Source organism: Serratia aquatilis (assembly GCF_044865145.1).
GTDB classification, from domain to species: domain Bacteria; phylum Pseudomonadota; class Gammaproteobacteria; order Enterobacterales; family Enterobacteriaceae; genus Chania; species Chania aquatilis.
In genome coordinates this window covers 2,584,279-2,601,446 of sequence record NZ_CP173186.1, presented here as the reverse complement: position 1 = coordinate 2,601,446, position 17,168 = coordinate 2,584,279, and the positions used below count along the sequence as shown (strand labels likewise).

8 protein-coding genes and 2 pseudogenes are annotated in these 17,168 nt (G+C 52.0%); 5 read left to right on the top strand and 5 right to left on the bottom strand.

What is annotated here, in order from left to right; all coding sequences use genetic code 11:
- The first annotated feature begins 11 nt into the window (after positions 1 to 11).
- Positions 12 to 812 carry a substrate-binding domain-containing protein gene (locus tag SAQUA_RS11680; protein ID WP_380679204.1) on the top strand — a complete coding sequence of 267 codons (801 nt, stop codon included), beginning with the start codon at positions 12 to 14 and terminating at the stop codon, positions 810 to 812.
- Between the two features lie 125 nt (positions 813 to 937).
- Here the strand turns inward: SAQUA_RS11680 and SAQUA_RS11675 are convergent, their stop codons facing one another.
- The 3 genes from SAQUA_RS11675 to SAQUA_RS11665 form a co-directional block, all read right to left on the bottom strand.
- Positions 938 to 1,543, bottom strand: coding sequence for a nitroreductase family protein (locus SAQUA_RS11675; protein WP_380679207.1), 606 nt, complete (start codon positions 1,541 to 1,543; stop codon positions 938 to 940).
- Positions 1,544 to 1,652: 109 nt separating this feature from the next.
- Positions 1,653 to 3,371 carry a penicillin-binding transpeptidase domain-containing protein gene (locus tag SAQUA_RS11670; RefSeq protein ID WP_380679210.1) on the bottom strand — a complete coding sequence of 573 codons (1,719 nt, stop codon included), beginning with the start codon at positions 3,369 to 3,371 and terminating at the stop codon, positions 1,653 to 1,655.
- A gap of 294 nt (positions 3,372 to 3,665) precedes the next feature.
- Positions 3,666 to 4,535 (bottom strand): helix-turn-helix domain-containing protein, encoded by an 870-nt coding sequence (locus SAQUA_RS11665; protein ID WP_380679213.1) that lies wholly within the window; start codon positions 4,533 to 4,535, stop codon positions 3,666 to 3,668.
- Between the two features lie 175 nt (positions 4,536 to 4,710).
- On the opposite strand from SAQUA_RS11665, the gene SAQUA_RS11660 reads away from it, so the two are divergent.
- Both SAQUA_RS11660 and SAQUA_RS11655 read left to right on the top strand, forming a co-directional pair.
- Positions 4,711 to 5,628, top strand: a complete 918-nt coding sequence (locus tag SAQUA_RS11660; RefSeq protein WP_380679216.1) for a DMT family transporter — start codon at positions 4,711 to 4,713, stop codon at positions 5,626 to 5,628.
- 29 nt (positions 5,629 to 5,657) lie between these two features.
- Positions 5,658 to 6,152, top strand: coding sequence for a GNAT family N-acetyltransferase (locus SAQUA_RS11655; RefSeq protein WP_380679219.1), 495 nt, complete (start codon positions 5,658 to 5,660; stop codon positions 6,150 to 6,152).
- A 364-nt stretch (positions 6,153 to 6,516) separates the two neighbouring features.
- On the opposite strand, the gene SAQUA_RS11650 is transcribed toward SAQUA_RS11655, so the two are convergent.
- On the bottom strand, positions 6,517 to 13,425 hold the full coding sequence (locus tag SAQUA_RS11650) for an autotransporter outer membrane beta-barrel domain-containing protein (RefSeq protein WP_380679222.1): 6,909 nt from the start codon (positions 13,423 to 13,425) through the stop codon (positions 6,517 to 6,519).
- Positions 13,426 to 13,812: 387 nt separating this feature from the next.
- On the opposite strand from SAQUA_RS11650, the pseudogene SAQUA_RS11645 reads away from it, so the two are divergent.
- Positions 13,813 to 14,217: pseudogene (locus SAQUA_RS11645) on the top strand (HoxN/HupN/NixA family nickel/cobalt transporter); the annotation flags it as partial.
- Between the two features lie 283 nt (positions 14,218 to 14,500).
- Positions 14,501 to 15,958, top strand: a pseudogene (locus tag SAQUA_RS11640) (molybdopterin-dependent oxidoreductase); the annotation flags it as partial.
- Here the strand turns inward: SAQUA_RS11640 and SAQUA_RS11635 are convergent.
- Complete coding sequence (locus SAQUA_RS11635; protein WP_404413090.1) at positions 15,957 to 17,084, bottom strand: ISAs1 family transposase; 1,128 nt, start codon at positions 17,082 to 17,084, stop codon at positions 15,957 to 15,959. The pseudogene SAQUA_RS11640 and the gene SAQUA_RS11635 sit on opposite strands and share 2 nt — an antisense overlap.
- Between the last annotated feature and the right edge of the window lie 84 nt (positions 17,085 to 17,168).

Here is a 17,168-nt window from a genome sequence, read left to right as displayed (position 1 = left end):
GCATAATATTTATGAAAATCAGAGAACTTATCATTGCAACCGCTAGTATTCTGGCATCATTCTCTCTTTATGCTGGCGGGCAGTTTCTGGATACGACTATCGTCCATCAGCCTAAAGATGGCGTAGTTCGTTTGTATGGACCAGGAGGCCCCCATACTGCATTGATAAAAGCAGCGGCCAGTTTTGAGAAAAAAACTGGGCAGCATGTTGAAGTCATCTACGGACCTGAAAAAAAATGGTCGAAGGAGGCACAGCAGCATGCCGATATTATTTTTAGCGCATCTGAACAATCCATGACGGCCTATCTTGAGAATTACCCTTTTATCGCCAGTAAGGATGTCGTCCCCATGTTCATTCATCCGGCAGTCATTGCAGTGGCCAAAGGTAACCCCAAAAATATCAAAGGGTTTGATGATCTCATTAACCAACCTATGAAAATTGTTGTTACCGAAGGCAAAGGAACCTACAACACATCAGGAACAGGCCTATGGGAAGATATTGCGGGCCGCTTGGGCAAGCTGGAAGATATTAAGAAAGTACGCTCAAATATAATCGCCTTCGAACAAGGCAGCGGTGCTGCATTTAAATCTTTCCAGGAATTAAAAGCAGATGCCTGGATCACCTGGAGTGACTGGCCAATTGCCAATACGGATAAAGTAGATATGGTTGCTATTGAACCAGAGAGACGTATATACCGCGACTTCAACATCGCTATCTCACCAAAAGCAGATCCTGAGTCGGCACAGTTTGCTGCTTATTTAACAACAGAGGAAGGTTCACAGTTTTTCAAAGATGAGGGCTGGTTACTGTAAAGAAAATATTTCACTTAACAAGATACTGGATACCTAAGGGTATCCAGTAAAATGCGTTCTGCATTGTCTGGCTTGGGAATAAGATCCCAATATTATCTACTACTCCTGTTATCCAGGTAACCTATTCAAAAGCGATCGATCTTCACAACCTCATCAAACGGTAACTTACCAATACGCGGGTAATGCTCACCGATACCTTTGCCAATCGCCACCATCAGCGCGATCTGGTAATTAGCGGGTTTGTTGATAATCTCGCCTACAGCATCAAAATCAAAACCGTCCATAGGGCAAGAATCATAGCCCTGCGCCTTGGCTGCCAGCATCAGAGTTTGCGCAAATATACCGCTGCTGCGCATCACTTCGTCCCGCTGAACCTGTTCTTTATCCCGATAATATTGATCGATAGCCGGCAGCAAGTACTGTTGTACGGGTTCAGACGCTTGGCCCCAGATATTTTTGGCCTGAGATTGCCAACTGGACAGATCGCCACACAAGACAATCAGCATGGAAGCATCGGTCACCTGAGGCTGACCCCAAGCAGCTTGGCGGATCTTTTCACGCTGAGTGCGATCTTCAATCAGCACCGGACGCCAATGTTGCAGGTTAAATGCGCTCGGTGCATTTTGTAGAGCAATATTCAGCAGTGCCTTTTTCTCATCCAATGTCATTACGTGTTGGGTATCAAACTGCTTGGTAGCACGGCGTTGTTGAATGGCGTCGAGAGTATTCATGGCTATCCTCAGATTAATTCATTGCAAGTCATGACTATTGTCACGTTTTTAGCGTTACTGTCGAGAGAGATTTGTACTCACTTCAGCAAACTCGTTCCTACCGAATAACTCAACCTTTCAACTGAGTTACCACCTTGAGTGGCTGGGCATCCGGCAGGATATTCATATGTTCCAGCACTTGGGCCATGATTTTACCGAATGTCGGGCCAGCGACCGATCCGCCAAAGTGTTTGCCCGCTTTGGGGTTGTTAACCATTACCACCAGGGCAACCTGTGGATCGCTGGCCGGAGCCACACCGGCAGTGTAGTTGATATAGCCGCCATCGTATTTACCATTTGGCCCAATCTTCTCAGCAGTACCCGTTTTGATTGCCAGCCGGTAACCCGGTACCGCCGCACTCAGGCCACTACCACCGGGCAAGGCATCGCTTTCCATCATATGTACCACGGTTTTCACCACATCGGCGGGCATGATCTGTTGCCCGATCACCGGTGGAGTCACCTTGGTGATCGAAAGCGGGCGGTAGACGCCAAATGAGCCGATGGTGGCATATTCGCGCACCATCTGCAGGGGGGTAACACGCAAGCCATAACCAAAGGCGAACGTCGCTCGTTCAATATCCGCCCAGCGGGCGCGATGGGCAGGCAGATAGCCGCTGCTTTCGTTGCCAATACCCAGCGAAACTGGCCGACCAAGCCCAAAGCGGCGGTACACTGCGGGTAATATCGTTGCCGGCATCGCCAGGGCAATATGCGAAACCGCAATATCACTGGATTTTTGTAGCACACCGGTAATGGTCAATTTCGACCAGTGTCCCACATCTTTGATCAGATGCCCATTCACACGGTAAGGCGTGGTGTCCAGCACCGTGTCGGGACGGATCAGCTTGCGATCAAGTCCAACCATGACCACCACAGGTTTAACCGTCGAACCTGGTTCAAAGCTATCACTGCTGCACACATTATGGATATCTTTAGCTGGAGTATTGCCGTAGTTGTTCGGATTAAATGAGGGGTAACTCGCCATCCCCAATATCTCGCCGGTATTAATCTTCACCAGAACGGCGCAGCCGGAGTCGGCCTGATTAGCAATCACGCCGTCGCGGATCTGGGAAAACAGGACGTACTGAATAAACTTATCGATACTCAGTGTCACATTGGGCGGCGGGACCGGATCGACACTTTTGATCACACCAATTATCGCCCCGCTGCCGTCTTTCTGGTAAACACGTAGGCCACTCTTGCCTTGCAGCAACGGATTGAACCCCAGCTCGATACCTTCTAACCCTTGGTTGTCCTGCCCAACAATACCGATTAGCCCGGCAGCATCCTGCCCCATGGGATAAAAGCGGCTGAAGTCTTGCTCGGTACTAACGCCGGTAAGGTGCAGTTTCTTGATATAGTTCGCGTTGTCGTCTTCCACTTTGCGTGCCAGATAGACAAAACGTTTCCGCGCATTAGCCTGGATGAGATTTTGAATATTACTAAGGGGTATTTGCAACACATTAGCCATACCCTGCCAGCGCTCGTCACTCGTGTTCGTGTTGGTATCGAGAATATGCTTGGGATCCAGCACAATATCTTTGGAAGAAACGCTAACCGCCAGCGCTGCATTATTGCGGTCGGTAATCATTGCGCGGTTGGTTGGCACCACCTGAGTACGGACTGAGCGCTGATCGGCCTGATCGGCCAATTGCTGATGCTCCATCAGTTGCAAATATCCCACCCTAGACACCAACAAGAAGAAACAGGCCAAGATCCCTGCGCAAATCAAGCCGAAGCGCCCTGTAGAATAATTTTTACCGCTTTTCCTGGTTGAAATAGCCACTGTTAACCCTAAGTTTTTATACGGATTATTATGTGTTAAGTCTAACGTCAGGTAGATTTTTAGTAGATTGCAGTTTGTAAGAAATTAAAAACAAACGCGTTTACATGAGGTGGGTTAGCAGAAGTACTCGCTTGCTTTTAGGCTGTGTCCCTTAAATGGCTCCAGCCCGAAGGGCCGCGCTCCAAAAGCCGATTCTCTGCGTTATTGGGCTTGAACAGAGTGCCACTCTGCCCTTCGCCTTGATAATGAGCTTTTGGGTCTGCGACGGCACTACGGACAGTTAAGGGACAAAGCCTAGCAGGGTTGTTGCCGCAATTGTGTCGGTGAGTAACCGTAGACAGCTTTGAAGCGATGGCTGAAATGGCTGGCTGAGCTAAAACCACAGTCCAGAGCTATTTGAGTTAACGGCATGCCGGTCTGGCGTAGCAGTTTCTCTGCGCGCTGCAATCGTAACCGCATTACATACTGATGCGGAGCCTGCCCTGTGCTGTGTTTAAACATTCGGGCAAAGTGGAATTCGCTCAGTCCTACCTGCAACGCCAGATCTGCCAGCAATAATGGCTGTTCGAGATGGTCTTCTACATATAGCTGCACCCGCCTCAGCACGGACGGTGCCAGCCCACCGCGCACAGAGGGTAAGCGCCATTGCAGTTGGGTGTAGCGTTGTAGCAAATGTGACATCAGCAGTGTAGATGCGCTGCTCAACATCAGTTGGCTGGCTCGGTCTTGCCAATCGCAGTTCAACAAAAACTGACGATAGAGCACGGTAATCTGCGGATCTTCCGCAAAAGAACGCTGTTCCACATTGATGGATGCGGGGCTACGATCCCAGATTTGCTCCGCCAAGTTTCGCAGATGCTCGTCTGTGCAATAGAGATGCACAAAAGAAAGGTTGCTCCGCACGTCCCAGGTTGATTCATATTGGCGTGGCATAAGGCAAAAGCGATCGGGGCCGCCGCCGTTGCGCCAACCACCGGGAACCTTTTGATAGCACTCGTAACCCTCTGCCACATAGAGGCTGAGGGTATGGTGTTCGGCACTTTCCTGTGTGACTACAACGCCACAATTGGACCAGGCCGCGAGCTGCACGCCAGAACCCAGCCACACGCTATTTTGTAACTGCGCTTTGTGCCTGCGCAGTGTCTCAAACGCCTGGTATGTCATAACCGCCCCATCCTTATAAAATGCGTTTTCAGTTTAAAGAGTGGTTCGCCTTGATACCAGTTCTACCCACGCGCCTTCTCAAAATAAGCGCAAGAATATGCAATTAGGCGCAAGGCGCTGAAAGCCCTTTGACAATAGACAATACATACTCTCTCTGAATGATTAAGGAGATCGTATGAATACGCTGTTGTATCTTACCGTAGTGCTGATTTGGGGCACTACCTGGATTGCGATTGCACTGCAACAAGAGGGGGCCGTTGCCATACCTGTATCAATCAGCTATCGCTTTCTGCTCTCTGCTGTTGTGATGTTCCTGATATTACTGGCCACTCGACGGCTGCGTAAGCTCGGTCTGCAAGACCATCTGTTCTGTATGCTCCAGGGATGCTGTGTATTTGGCTTTAATTTCTACTGTTTTTACCACGCGGCAGCCTTCATCAGCAGCGGGCTGGAATCAGTGATTTTCTCGATGGCGGTACTATTCAATACCCTCAATAACATGATTTTCTTCCGCCAGCGCCCTAGCCCAAACCTACTTCCTGCAGCATTACTGGGGTTGATGGGTATTGTTGCGTTGTTCTGGCAAGACTTGGTTGCCACCCAGTTGTCACCAGACTTGCTCAAAGGGATTGGATTAAGCGCTTTGGGTACCTACGGTTTTTCATTGGGAAATATGCTCAGTTCACGCCATCAGCGTCGCGGCTTGGATATCCTCTCCACCAACACTTACGCAATGAGCTATGGGGCATTATTGATGGCTGCAATTGCGTTGGCCCAGGGTGCTTCATTCCAGATCGAATTTACCTCCCGTTATCTGAGCTCTCTGTTCTATCTGGCCATATTTGGCTCAGTAATAGCCTTTGCGGCCTACTTCAGCTTGCTAGGCCGTATTGGTGCTGGAGCGGCGGCTTACAGCACCTTGCTGTTTCCTTTAGTGGCGCTGACTATTTCAACGCTATTTGAAGGCTACCAATGGCATCTGAGTGCTGTATTTGGCCTGTGCCTGATCCTGCTGGGTAATCTGGTAATGTTTTCCCAACCGGCTGAATTCATTTCACGCGGGCTGCTTTTGCTTGTTAATATCAGGAGGTAAGTAAAGCAGCGCGGTGTTCTGGGAGGGATATGGAACTGTATAAACAACTAGTTTTTGAACGGGTTAGCGAAAAAGATGTTGATGAACTGACCAATATAATGAGATGCGCATTTGATGAAGATACATGGCGGCATCTGGGAAAAAAACAAGGCGGCCCCCCAGGTTACGACGATGGGGAATTTATTCGCCAGTGGTATATTGAAACCCAGTCAGATGCCTATAAAATCTCCCTGGGCGGAACATTAATTGGCGGGGTAAATATTTTTGTCTTACGGGATAAAGAGCGATTCCTGGGCAGCCTGTTTATCGCCCCCTCTGTACAAGATAAAGGTTTGGGCTTGCAAGTTTGGGAATTCCTCGAACAAAAATACCCGGACACCCAATTATGGCAAACCGAAACACCGGAATTTTCCTGCAGAAATCATCACTTCTATATCAACAAATGTGGCTTTAAATTAATAAGATTCGAACACCACCAAGGTGAGGAACATCGAACTATGATTCTTGAAAAACGACAGGATTAATTGAAACAAGCAATGCGTCAATAAAACTCCGCATTTCACTTTGTAATATAGATGGCGTTATTGGCTTAGAATATTACGGAGTTATACCCTTCATACTTCAAGTTGCTTGGGTGTTGGCTGCGCTTACTCACCCCAGTCACATAGTTGTCTATGCTCCTGGGGCCTCGCAAGCTTGCCGCCTACAAGCAACTCGAATTATTTTGAGTATAGATTGTTCATCCTCTGGGTGAGATGAGTATGAGCATAGTCACCAAACAGATGGCTTGTCTGCCCTCATATTTACAGCAGTGCCGTCAAAAACTGCCACCCACTCAAGGAAATCCCCCTGCCCGTTAACATCAGCAGGGGGAAGCCATTGAGCAAATCAGAAGTTGTACTTAATCCCCAATATCACCTGGGTATCATTGTAGCCTTTGTTGCCCACTTGCTGGCCCACATTGCCCCATAGGTTTAACTGCTTGTTGATCTGCCCCTCCATACCCACTTTCAGCTCGGCAATATTCGCTGCCCCATCCTGCCTGATGCTCAGGCCATCCATATTGCTGCCAAAGTCCTTGCTGTTATGCACCCAGTTGGCTTCCACAAACGGCTGGAATACCCGGTCTTTACCTTGATCCTGCTTACTGTAACCATTGATGAAGGCCTTTACCCCCAACCGGGTCTGCAGGTTGCCATCCCCTTCACCTTTCACCCAGGTACCGCCTGCTTCCTGGTGGTCATCGGCTTTGACACCCATCCAGGTCAACTGTGCCTTGGGTTGAACGAAGTAACGGTGGTTGCGTACGGTATTCTCCCCAAGCATGAAGGTATAGCCACTCTCGATTGAGGCGGTTACCCCTTTCGATTTGTAGGTCTCGCTGGCCTGATTTTGACCGGTCACTGTGTTGTTGAACCAGCTGTACTGCAACCAGCTATCGACATACCAACCCGACTTGTCGGCGGCATTGGCATACCATGTGCCATATATCCCCAAACTGTATCCATCTACCGCACCTTTGGCATCATAGCCCAGGCGCGATACGGTGTTGCTCTTGTTGTCGCCATAACCGGCCATCATCCCCAGGTGAAAACGGTCCAGATCGCCATTGCTCCACTGGGCAATGTCACCGCCCAGTTGCAGCACATAACGGTTGGACTGAGTGCGTAACTGACCGCTCTCGTCACGGAAGTTGTTATGCCCCCCTTCATTACGTAACCACATGCTGGTGACCTTCCGTTCACCGCTCAGCACGTCAATATACTGAGTCTCCCCAAGGCGGTCATGCAGACGGGTGACGAACATATTATTGGCCGCCGCCAGATTGGCATTGTAGGCTCCTGCTTCCGGGCGAATATCCGAATCGTCATTGTTAGACTTGCTGGTCAAATACCAGTTACCGGCAGTGCCAACATTATCGCCACGGCCCAGGGTATAATCATAAGCCCCTGCCGCAATCCGCCCGTTTTGTACAAACTCGCCATTTGACTCACCACCCACGCGTACTACTTCGATCCCTTCCAGCGTATTGGCACCGGTCCCGCCTGCATTGTTGATTTGTACCCGGGTCGTGCCAGAAGTGTTACCAGCCACCACCAGTTTATCGGTCAGTGAATTATCATCTCCCAGTTGAGTATTCATCACCAACAGGCCGTTATTGCCCGCATAGTTACTGTTTAGCGTTAGCGTCTTGAATTCATTGGCAGTCGGGGCCACAAAAGTCACCGTGCCACTGTTGCTCAGGTTATCAACCAAAGAATCAGCGGTCATGGTCCAGTAGCTGCTGCTGTCGACAATGACATCCGTCGGGTCAATCCAACCCGTCAGCGAAGCGCCATTCTGCAGGCTCAGTTGGGTGCCACTCTGACCAATCACATTGCTGACCAGTTGGCCACCACCGCTGGTGCCATCCAGTATCAGGGTGCCGCCTTGTAGTTTGGTATCCCCCACCCAGGCGGTATCACCGCTCAGCGTCAGGTTGCCAGCCCCCTCTTTGATAAAGGTGCCGTTGCCGGTAATTGCCCCTGCATATCCACTATTGCCCGAGGTATCCGCATTGACCGCCGTCAGGGTTGCCCCATTTAACTGAACTTCACCACCCGTGCCGCTCAGCCGGTTAAACTGCTGGTCATTGCCATTGAGGTTGACGATACCCCCATTGACGATAAGCTCCCTGCTGGCTTTAATACTGTTAGCAATATCCAGTTGCAACACACCATTATTCAACGTCGTGGATCCGGTATAGCCATTCACCGCCGAGAACACCAGCCGACCCGCACCGTCTTTCACCAGGCTCTGACCATCCCATCCAGTGGCAAAACCACCGTTAGGCACCGTTTGGTTGTCCAGCGCAATATCCACACTAAAACCCGTGCCGTCATTCAGGGTAAAGTTCCCCGTACTGTATTGTTCCTCCCCCTCGATCCATGCCAGGCGGAAGCCCAGCTCGTAATCCAGGTCACTAAGCGTCTTGTAACCATCATGCAGCAGATAATCCAGACCGTAGGACTCCAGAGGATTGTTGGTGAAGTCACCAGTGATGCCGCCGGTCGTACGCAGCAGGATATACGCTCGGCTGATCACACTGCTCGCTTTCGTCGGGTCTTGCGTGTCGGTAAAGCCATTCACAATCAGCGCACCGTCCAGTTGGGCAGTTTGCGCAGTGATATCCGGTGATGCCCCCAGGGTAACGTTAAGGACAGAGCCACTTTGCTGGGTAAAGGCACCGCCAACCGTCAGAGTGGAGTTGCTCACTCCTAGCACTGTCGTCGCCCCGGTATCAGTCGTGTAATTACCCGAGGTTATCAGGCTGTTAGTCACACTACTTCCGGTCTGCCCCAACGTCAGAGTACCCGCCTGTACCTCCACACTCCCCTGAGAAGAGAGCCCGCCCGCCAGGGTTAGAACTCCTGTCCCCTGTTTGTAAAATTCCCCTTCACCACTCAGCAAACCGGTATAGTCGCTAGCATCACTGCGGTTGAAAATCAGGGTGGCGTTATTGACGATATCACCGGTGATGCTACCTGTAGTGCCACCATTGCCAATACTCAACGTTCCCGCATCGATGGTGGTCACCCCACTATGGCTGGCATCACCAGTCAAAGTAAACATGCCAATCCCCTGTTTGAGCAGGCTGCCGCTGTCGGTTATCAAACCGGCATAGGTGGTATCGGCAGTATTGTCGAGCAGCAGTTGGGCCCCATTGGTAAGGCGAATTTCACCGACGGTGCCGGACAGATTATGGGCAGTCTGGTTGAAACCATTCAGGTTAAGCACTCCACCATTAATCTCAACCGCATTACTGCTGGCGAATGCCTGGGCAATATCGGTCTGTATGGTGCCACCATTCAGCACGGTACTACCGCTGTACTGCTGAACTGCAGACAATATCAGCAACCCCTCACCATTTTTGGTCAGGCTCTCGCCATCCCAGCCACTGTCAAAACTCCCCGCTTGGTCAGTTAGGGCGATGTCAATGTTAAACGCCGAGTTTGGTGCCATGGTAAAACTACCAGTGCCCTGACTCTGACCGCCCTGTGTCCAGGCCAACCGGAAGCCCAGGTTGTAATCATTACCATCTGTCGAGAGATAACCATCGTGCAGCAGATAATCCATCCCTGTTCCTGGCAGAGGGTTATTATCAAAGTTGCCAGTAATACCACTGGTGGTATGGATCAGGTTATAGATTGTCGTGGTCGCCTGTGTCGCTGTTACCGGCTCCGTACTATTAAATCCATTGACCACCAGGGTGCCAGCCAGCACCGCCGTATCCGCAATAATATCCGGGTTAGCTCCAACGGTGACGCTTAGGATAGCGTTTTCTGCCTGCATAAACTCACCGCCGACATTCAACTGCGAATTGGCTGCACCGATATCGGTCGTCGCCCCGGCGGCGGTGGTGTAATTGCCAGTGGTGTTAAATGTCCCCGCCTGCAGGAACTTCAGCGTGCCCTGCTGGACGTTCACGCTGCCCTGGGAGCCATTACTGCCTAGGGTGGTGGTACCGGGTCCAGCCTGGGTGAAGGATCCGTTACCGCTTAAGGTACCGACGAGGATCAGCGAGTTGGCGCGGTTAACGACCAGATTGGCGTTGTTGACGATGTCGCCGGCCACACCGCCAGTCGTGCCGCCGTTGCCCAGTTGCAGGGTGCCGTCGCTGATCGTGGTGCCACCGCTGTAGGTGTTCTCGCCGCTCAACGTCAGCGTCGAGCTCCCTGTTTTCACCAGGCTACCGGCACCGCTGATAACACCGCCGAAGGTAGTGCTGACGGTGTCGTTAACGGTGAGTGTTGCACTGCCCAAAGTCACGTTGCCGACGCCCGAGAGGTTGTTGGCAGTCTGGTCGAAGTTATCCAGATCCAGGGTGGCACCGCCTGCCACGCTGACAGCGCTGCTGTTGGCGAAGGTATTGGCGATCCCCGTGCGCAGTGTACCAGAGTTGATGACGGTGGGGCCCGTGTACGAGTTGGCCGCAGAGAGGATCAGCGTGCCTGCCCCGGCCTTGGTCAGTGTGTTACCGTCCCAGCCGCTGGTGAAGGGGCCGGTCTGGTTGGCGAGCGCCACGTCGACGTTGAAGAGGTCGCCTACGCCCGCAAGTGTGAAGACACCATTGCCGTTCTCGCCTCCGGCCAGCCAGGTCAGCCCGAAGCCGATGTTATAGTCCTGTGCGTTAACGGATTTGCTGCCTGCCAGCCGGAGGTAGTCGGCTGGGCTGGCGGCACCACCGAGCGTTACAGTCGAGAAGTCGTTGGTGATACCTCCCGCAGCCGCCGTGCGGATGACGTTGAATTGGGTGCTGGTGAGCGCGCTGGCGGTGTCAGGGATACTGGCACCGAAGCCGGTGATGTTGAGTGTGCCGTTGAGGTCAGCGGTGGCGGCTGTGATGACGGGTTGGACGCTGCCGAGTGCGACGTTGAGTATGCTGCCGACGGCTTGGGTGAACGCAGTACCCACCGCGAGAGTGGCGTTAGCGACGATCTGGGTAGTGGCACCGGTGGCGGTGTTGTAGGCGCCGGTGGTGGTGAAGGCACCGGTCTGAGCCAGGTTCAAGGTGCCTGCCGCCACGCTGGCGTCACCCACCGAGGAGCCGCCAGCGGTGAGCGTGGTGACGCCCGTGCCGATCTGAGTGAGTGAGCCTGTGCCGGTGATGGTGCCGGTAAAGCTCTGTGCGTTGCTGCGGTTGAAGGCCAGCGTTCCATTATTGGTGACATTGCCGACGAGGCTACCGGTGGTGCCGCCGTCGCCGATCTGCAGCGTACCGGAGCTGATTGTCGAGCCACCGCTATAGGTGTTGGCTGCGGTAAGTGCCAGTGTGCCGGTACCGGTCTTGGTCAGGGCACCTGTTGCGCCGGTGATGACCCCTGCTGCGGTGAGCGTGGCGCCAGCATCAGTCTGGATAGTGCCGTTGCTGCCCGTGATCGTGACCGTACGGCCGGTGGTGAAGCTGGCGTTTGCCTCGAGTGTGCCACCATCCAGTGCCAGTCCCCCCACGGCATCGCCCAGGTTCGCGTCCGTACCCACTGACAACGTGCCGCCCGAAATCGTTGTGCCACCACTGTAGGTATTGACAGCATTCAGGGTAGTGATGCCACTGAGTTGCTGAACAGCACCTGTGCCGTCAATCGTGCCTGCGAAGGTAGTGCTGCCAGGGTTGTTAAAGGCCAGTGTACCGTTGTTCTCTACATTGCCGACGATCGAACCCACGGTGCCGCCATTGCCCAATTGCAGGGTGCCACCCGAGATTGTCGTGCCTCCGCCATAGGTGTTGACCGCCGTGAGAACGAGTGTGCCGGTTCCGGTCTTGGTCAAAGCGCCAGTGGCACCGGTGATGCCACCGGTCGACGTGAGCACGGTACCTGTATCGGTCTGGATAGTGCCGTTGTTAGCCGTGATTGTAACAGCGCGACCGGTGGTGAGGCTGGTGCTTGTTTCCAATGTGCCACCGTCCAGCGTCAGCCCCCCTGCTGCAGTGCCCATATTCGCATCCGAACTCACCGACAAGATGCCGCCGGAGATTATTGTGCCACCGGTGTAAGTTTGCGCCGTGCTGATAGTCAGCTTGCCAGCCTCTGTCTTTTGAACTGCGCCGCTACCGGAAATCAGGCCTGCATAGGTCCCTGCGGTACTTTGGATGAATCGGACGAGCCCGTTGTCAGTGACACTGGAGGGCAGGCTTTGTGCCAAGGCTTCGAGAATACCCGTAGAATTGACTTGGATAGTACCGTTGAAACTGCTGTTGTTGCCCGTTAGCGTCAGCGTGCCTTGATCCACGGTAACAGCCAGTGGTGTATTACCGCCGTTGTTGCCGATGGAGCCGGTCAGGGTCCATTGGCCCTCGCCTTCCTTGAGCAGCGTTTGGAAATTGTTGATGCTGCCGCTCAGGAAGTCGTTGGAGTTAGCTATGCCGCTGAGTGTCAACGAATCAGTACCGGTACCGCCGTCGAAGCTTCCGGTGATCACCGACCCCGCTTCCAGCGTGAGACTGTCGTTGCCGCCCCCCAGTGAGAGATTACCGATGACGCTGGCTCCCGTGCGATTGATGAACACCACATCGTTGACGTTGGAGCTTCCGATAACGTTGGCGTTGCCACCATTGGCACCGGTTTGGAGAATACCGTAATTGTCGATGGTATTTGCGGTGCCTGTGACTTCGTTCTGGAACCAGATGGCAGCACTGCTCTGTCCGTAGATCAGACCACGGTTGATGATAATGTTGCCACTGCCAATCGGGTTCACCGCCTCAGCTTGACTCGCATCGCCGTACGACAGGACGCTCGCACCGACCGCGACATTCAGCGTCGAATTGCTGCCGAATTCGATAGTGTTTGGGCCAGCATTCCAGAACCCGCTGTCGCCAGCGACCGAAGTGACCTGCACTACCGCATCGTTGTCAATAAAAATATTCGCATTGTTACCCAGACTAATAGCGTTGTTGCGTGGCACATTGATCTGGGCTGAAGGACCGACGTTGACCGTCACGTTATCCATGCCGGGACCGGTACCCACGGTGACCGTCTGATCTGTTCCTGCCGTGCACGTCGTGGTGCCACCGATGCTAGCCACTGGCGTACAGGCCGCAAAGGCACTACCGGCAGTCATCAACAGGTTGGTTGTCAACACGGCACTAGCAATTGCTAACATACGCAGCAAAGGTGGCTTGGAAGTATGGGGAGCTTCGACTTTGGGTTTGGCCGAGGCACCAACGGAAGAGGATTTTCCGACGCCGCGAGCAATTTCGGAGGCCACTACCCAAGATTGGCGCGCAACATTCCATATGATTTTGAAAAACCTATTCACAATTATTACTCCACAAAATTGGGACGGGGATCAACGGAAAAGTAAACGTCATTCAACTGATTGTTTGATGGGATAAGTAAAATGTAGTCAAACTTCCACCAATCACCACTGCGCATCAGGTATGTTGTGAATAGGGACACGGTTGCAAATATGAGAGCAGACAAAATATTAGCCCGGTGACAGTGGCCTTACATTTCAAAAACACTGTTCACCAAACGCATTTCGTCAAGAAGAGGGTCAAAGCAACATGATTCTCAAAACCTCTGCGGACATAGCGCGCCTAGGCATAGTGGTTTTCACCGAGCGGAACCTCAGCGGTAGATAAAGACCGTGGCTTTACCGGGTAGATATACCCAATTTTTTCATCCGTGATAACAGCGTGGTGCGTTACTGGGGATTTCTGCCGCAGGTGCTACGTCCGGTATGTCGGTATGGTCGATCATGCTATTCCCATTACTGTTTGCCAGCGGCATGGCATTGATCGACTCGCTGGATAATTTCGTGATGATTGGTGCCTACGGCTGGGCGTTTAATAAACCGGTGCGCAAGCTGTATTACAACATGACTATCACCGCTTCCAGCATAGTCATCGCTCTGGTGATTGGTGGCCTAGAAGGGTTGGGTTTGCTGGCGGATAAGCTGGAGTTGCAAGGTGGTTTGTGGCGTGGTGTTGAGGTCCTCAATAGCAACATGGGCAGCGTCGGTTATGCTGCTATTGCCCTGTTTGTTATACTCTGGGCGCTATCAGCACTCAATTACCGCCGCAAAAACTATGATGCTTTGACGTTGTAACTTCATAATTTTGGTTCCTGCATCCATGAAAGTTGTAGGAACCACGGCAGCCCCAGGAAAATGCTGGAAAGGACAAAAATACGGTAAAAATAAAGCAGTAATATTGCTGAATAATTCAGATTTATAAATGAAACCGCTTATTGTCTTAAATTGGTTAAATAATAAATACATATTTTACATACGCGTAGAGCTCATTAACTCTAAATAAGTATGCCATTTGACATTTCGCAAAGAAGACAAAAAATCCCCATCAGATAATGCTATTTCTTTTTGAGCCATAATCATGACTAAAAAATATAATAGCGATTCACCACCTGGGATTTCTCGCCGTAACTTCGTCAAGGCCGGTAGCGCATTGGCTACGGTCCCCTTCATCGGCGTCAAGTTTGTCAATGCTGCAGATACTGCCAAAGGTACAACCGCGCTCCCTGCGCCAGAACGCATAATTCCTACCTGCAGTACCTTTGACTGCGGTGGAAAATGCGATATACGTGCCCACATACAGGAAGGTACTGTTACACGCATCACCACACTACCTGATGCAGAATTGGATCCTGATATGCCCATCATGCGGGCCTGTGTCCGGGGGCGTGGTTACCGTAAATTCGTTTACCATCCCGAACGGCTGAAATACCCGATGAAACGCGTGGGCAAACGCGGTGAGGGCAAGTTTGTGCGTATCAGTTGGGATGAGGCTACCACGTTGATTGCCGATAACATTAAGCGGATCACGGAGAAATACGGTGCCGCTTCGCGCTATGTCCACAATAATACCGCAGTAACCGGTGGCCCCTTCTCCGGTGATCAAATGGCACGCCGTCTGCTCAACTTGACCGGTGGATATCTGGCATACTATCGCTCCGTCAGCATGGGCAATACCGGGGCCGCAACGCCTTACACCTATGGTGCCGCCGCGAGTGGTAATTCGCTCGATACCCTGAGTGAAACCCCTCTGGTTATTTTATGGGGGCATAACCCCACGGAAACCATTTTTGGTCATACCAATCACTATTTTCAACAGATGAAGCAAAACGGCACACGCTTTATCGTTGTTGATCCACGTTATTCAGACACCGCAGCGTCGCTGGCCGATCAGTGGATCCCTCTGCGGCCTTCAACAGACAACGCACTGATGGATGCGATGATGTACGTCATCATTAGTGAAAACCTGCATGATCGGGCCTTTATTGAGCGATATACGCTAGGCTTTGATGAAGGTTCGATGCCTGAAGATGTGCCAGCAAATGAGTCGCTGGTGGCTTACCTCATGGGCGCTAAAGACGGGATAAAGAAAACCCCTGAGTGGGCTGAAATCATCACCCATGTACCCGCGCAGACCATCCGCCAGTTGGCGCGTGATTATGCCACTACCAAACCTGCCGCCCTGATACAGGGATGGGGACCACAGCGGCATAACTGTGGCGAGCGTACCGCTAGAGGTTCCACCCTGTTGGCTACCATTACCGGCAACGTGGGGATCAAAGGCGGATGGGCTGGTGGCTATGGTGGTATAGGTAGCCGTAAGTTCACCACTGGTCCTGAAATGCCGGATAATCCGGTGAAAGAAAAAATCGCCATAATGAACTGGGTAGAGGCGGCGGATGATGCCAGTAAGGTAACCCCGGAAGTGGGACTTACCGGGGCTGATAAACTGAATAGTAATATTCGCCTGTTGTTTTCACTGGCGGGTAACTATTTGGCAAACCAAAACCCGGATATCAGGGCAAACGCATGTATGCTTACTTTTTATCCACCCCATTAATACCTGCCAGTATCACTTGTTCAAGATAATCGCTGTTCATAGCAGCCATCTTCTGTTTACGTCTGATGCTGGCCTTTTTACCGCTCTCTAAACGCAGCATGTTAAGTGCCATATGGCGTACTGTCGCCAAATTTACCGCCCCGTTGTCCCGATAAATCGAACAGTTATCCTCCTTCATCGTGACATCCAACACCCAATGCAGTTGATTTTCAATGCACCAATGGCTTCGCACCGCATTGGCAAATTGAGCCTTGTTTAGCTCCGCTGAACTGATGTAATAACGGTATTCCAGCGACTCTTTGCCCTGTGGGTCGTATCGGTAGCCTATCGCTACACCCAGCGTCGTTAGCCCTTTCCAGATGGGGAACTCACGAGCGACCTCAGTGGCAGGGATAACGTGGTATTCCCGCATTTCTGCACGGCCTCGGTTTTGCTCAACGCAGGCGATATCACTCATGCCGGGCACTACACTACTCAACGCCTTGCGCACCGCCTTGGACAAACGCTCCTGATTACCTTTAACGGCCAGCAGGTAATCGCCGCCTTTTTCGACAATGTGGGCAGCGATAGCGGTTTGACACCCCATGGCGTCAATGGAAATCAGGCAACCACGAATATCCAATAACGCCAATAAGGCGGGGATAGCGGTAATTTCGTTAGACTTGGCATCTGTTTTTACCTGGCCCAAGACCACGCCATTGGCACTGGCAAAGGCACTGACCATATGGAGGGTTGAGGCACGGTCTTCAGGGTTGTAAGACCTCCGCAACACCTTGCCATCAATAGCGATGACAGCCCCGTTACTGAGGGAGCTTACCGCACGCATCCAGTTGATAAAGCTGCATTGAAATTGCTCCGGGTTGAGGCGTGAAATCACTCTGGCAATCGTATCGTCAACGGGCAATCCTGCGGGGAAAAGCCCTCGCTTCTGAAACCATGGGAGATGAGCTTCGCCAAAATCCTCAATATCTTGCCAACCTTCGGCTCCGCCGACCACCGCACAGACTGTCAGAAACAGAATATCGAACAGGGAATAGGCGACCTTGGCCGTCTGCCGGGGATCTTGCAGGTCAGCGAAGTGTTCTGAAAAGGCGTTGATAGACATGGTGATGCTCCCGTAAAAGGGAGTATAAGATCACAGCTTGTACACTCAGTCAAACAGGATAGCCTTGCTCATAAAACGTTCGTG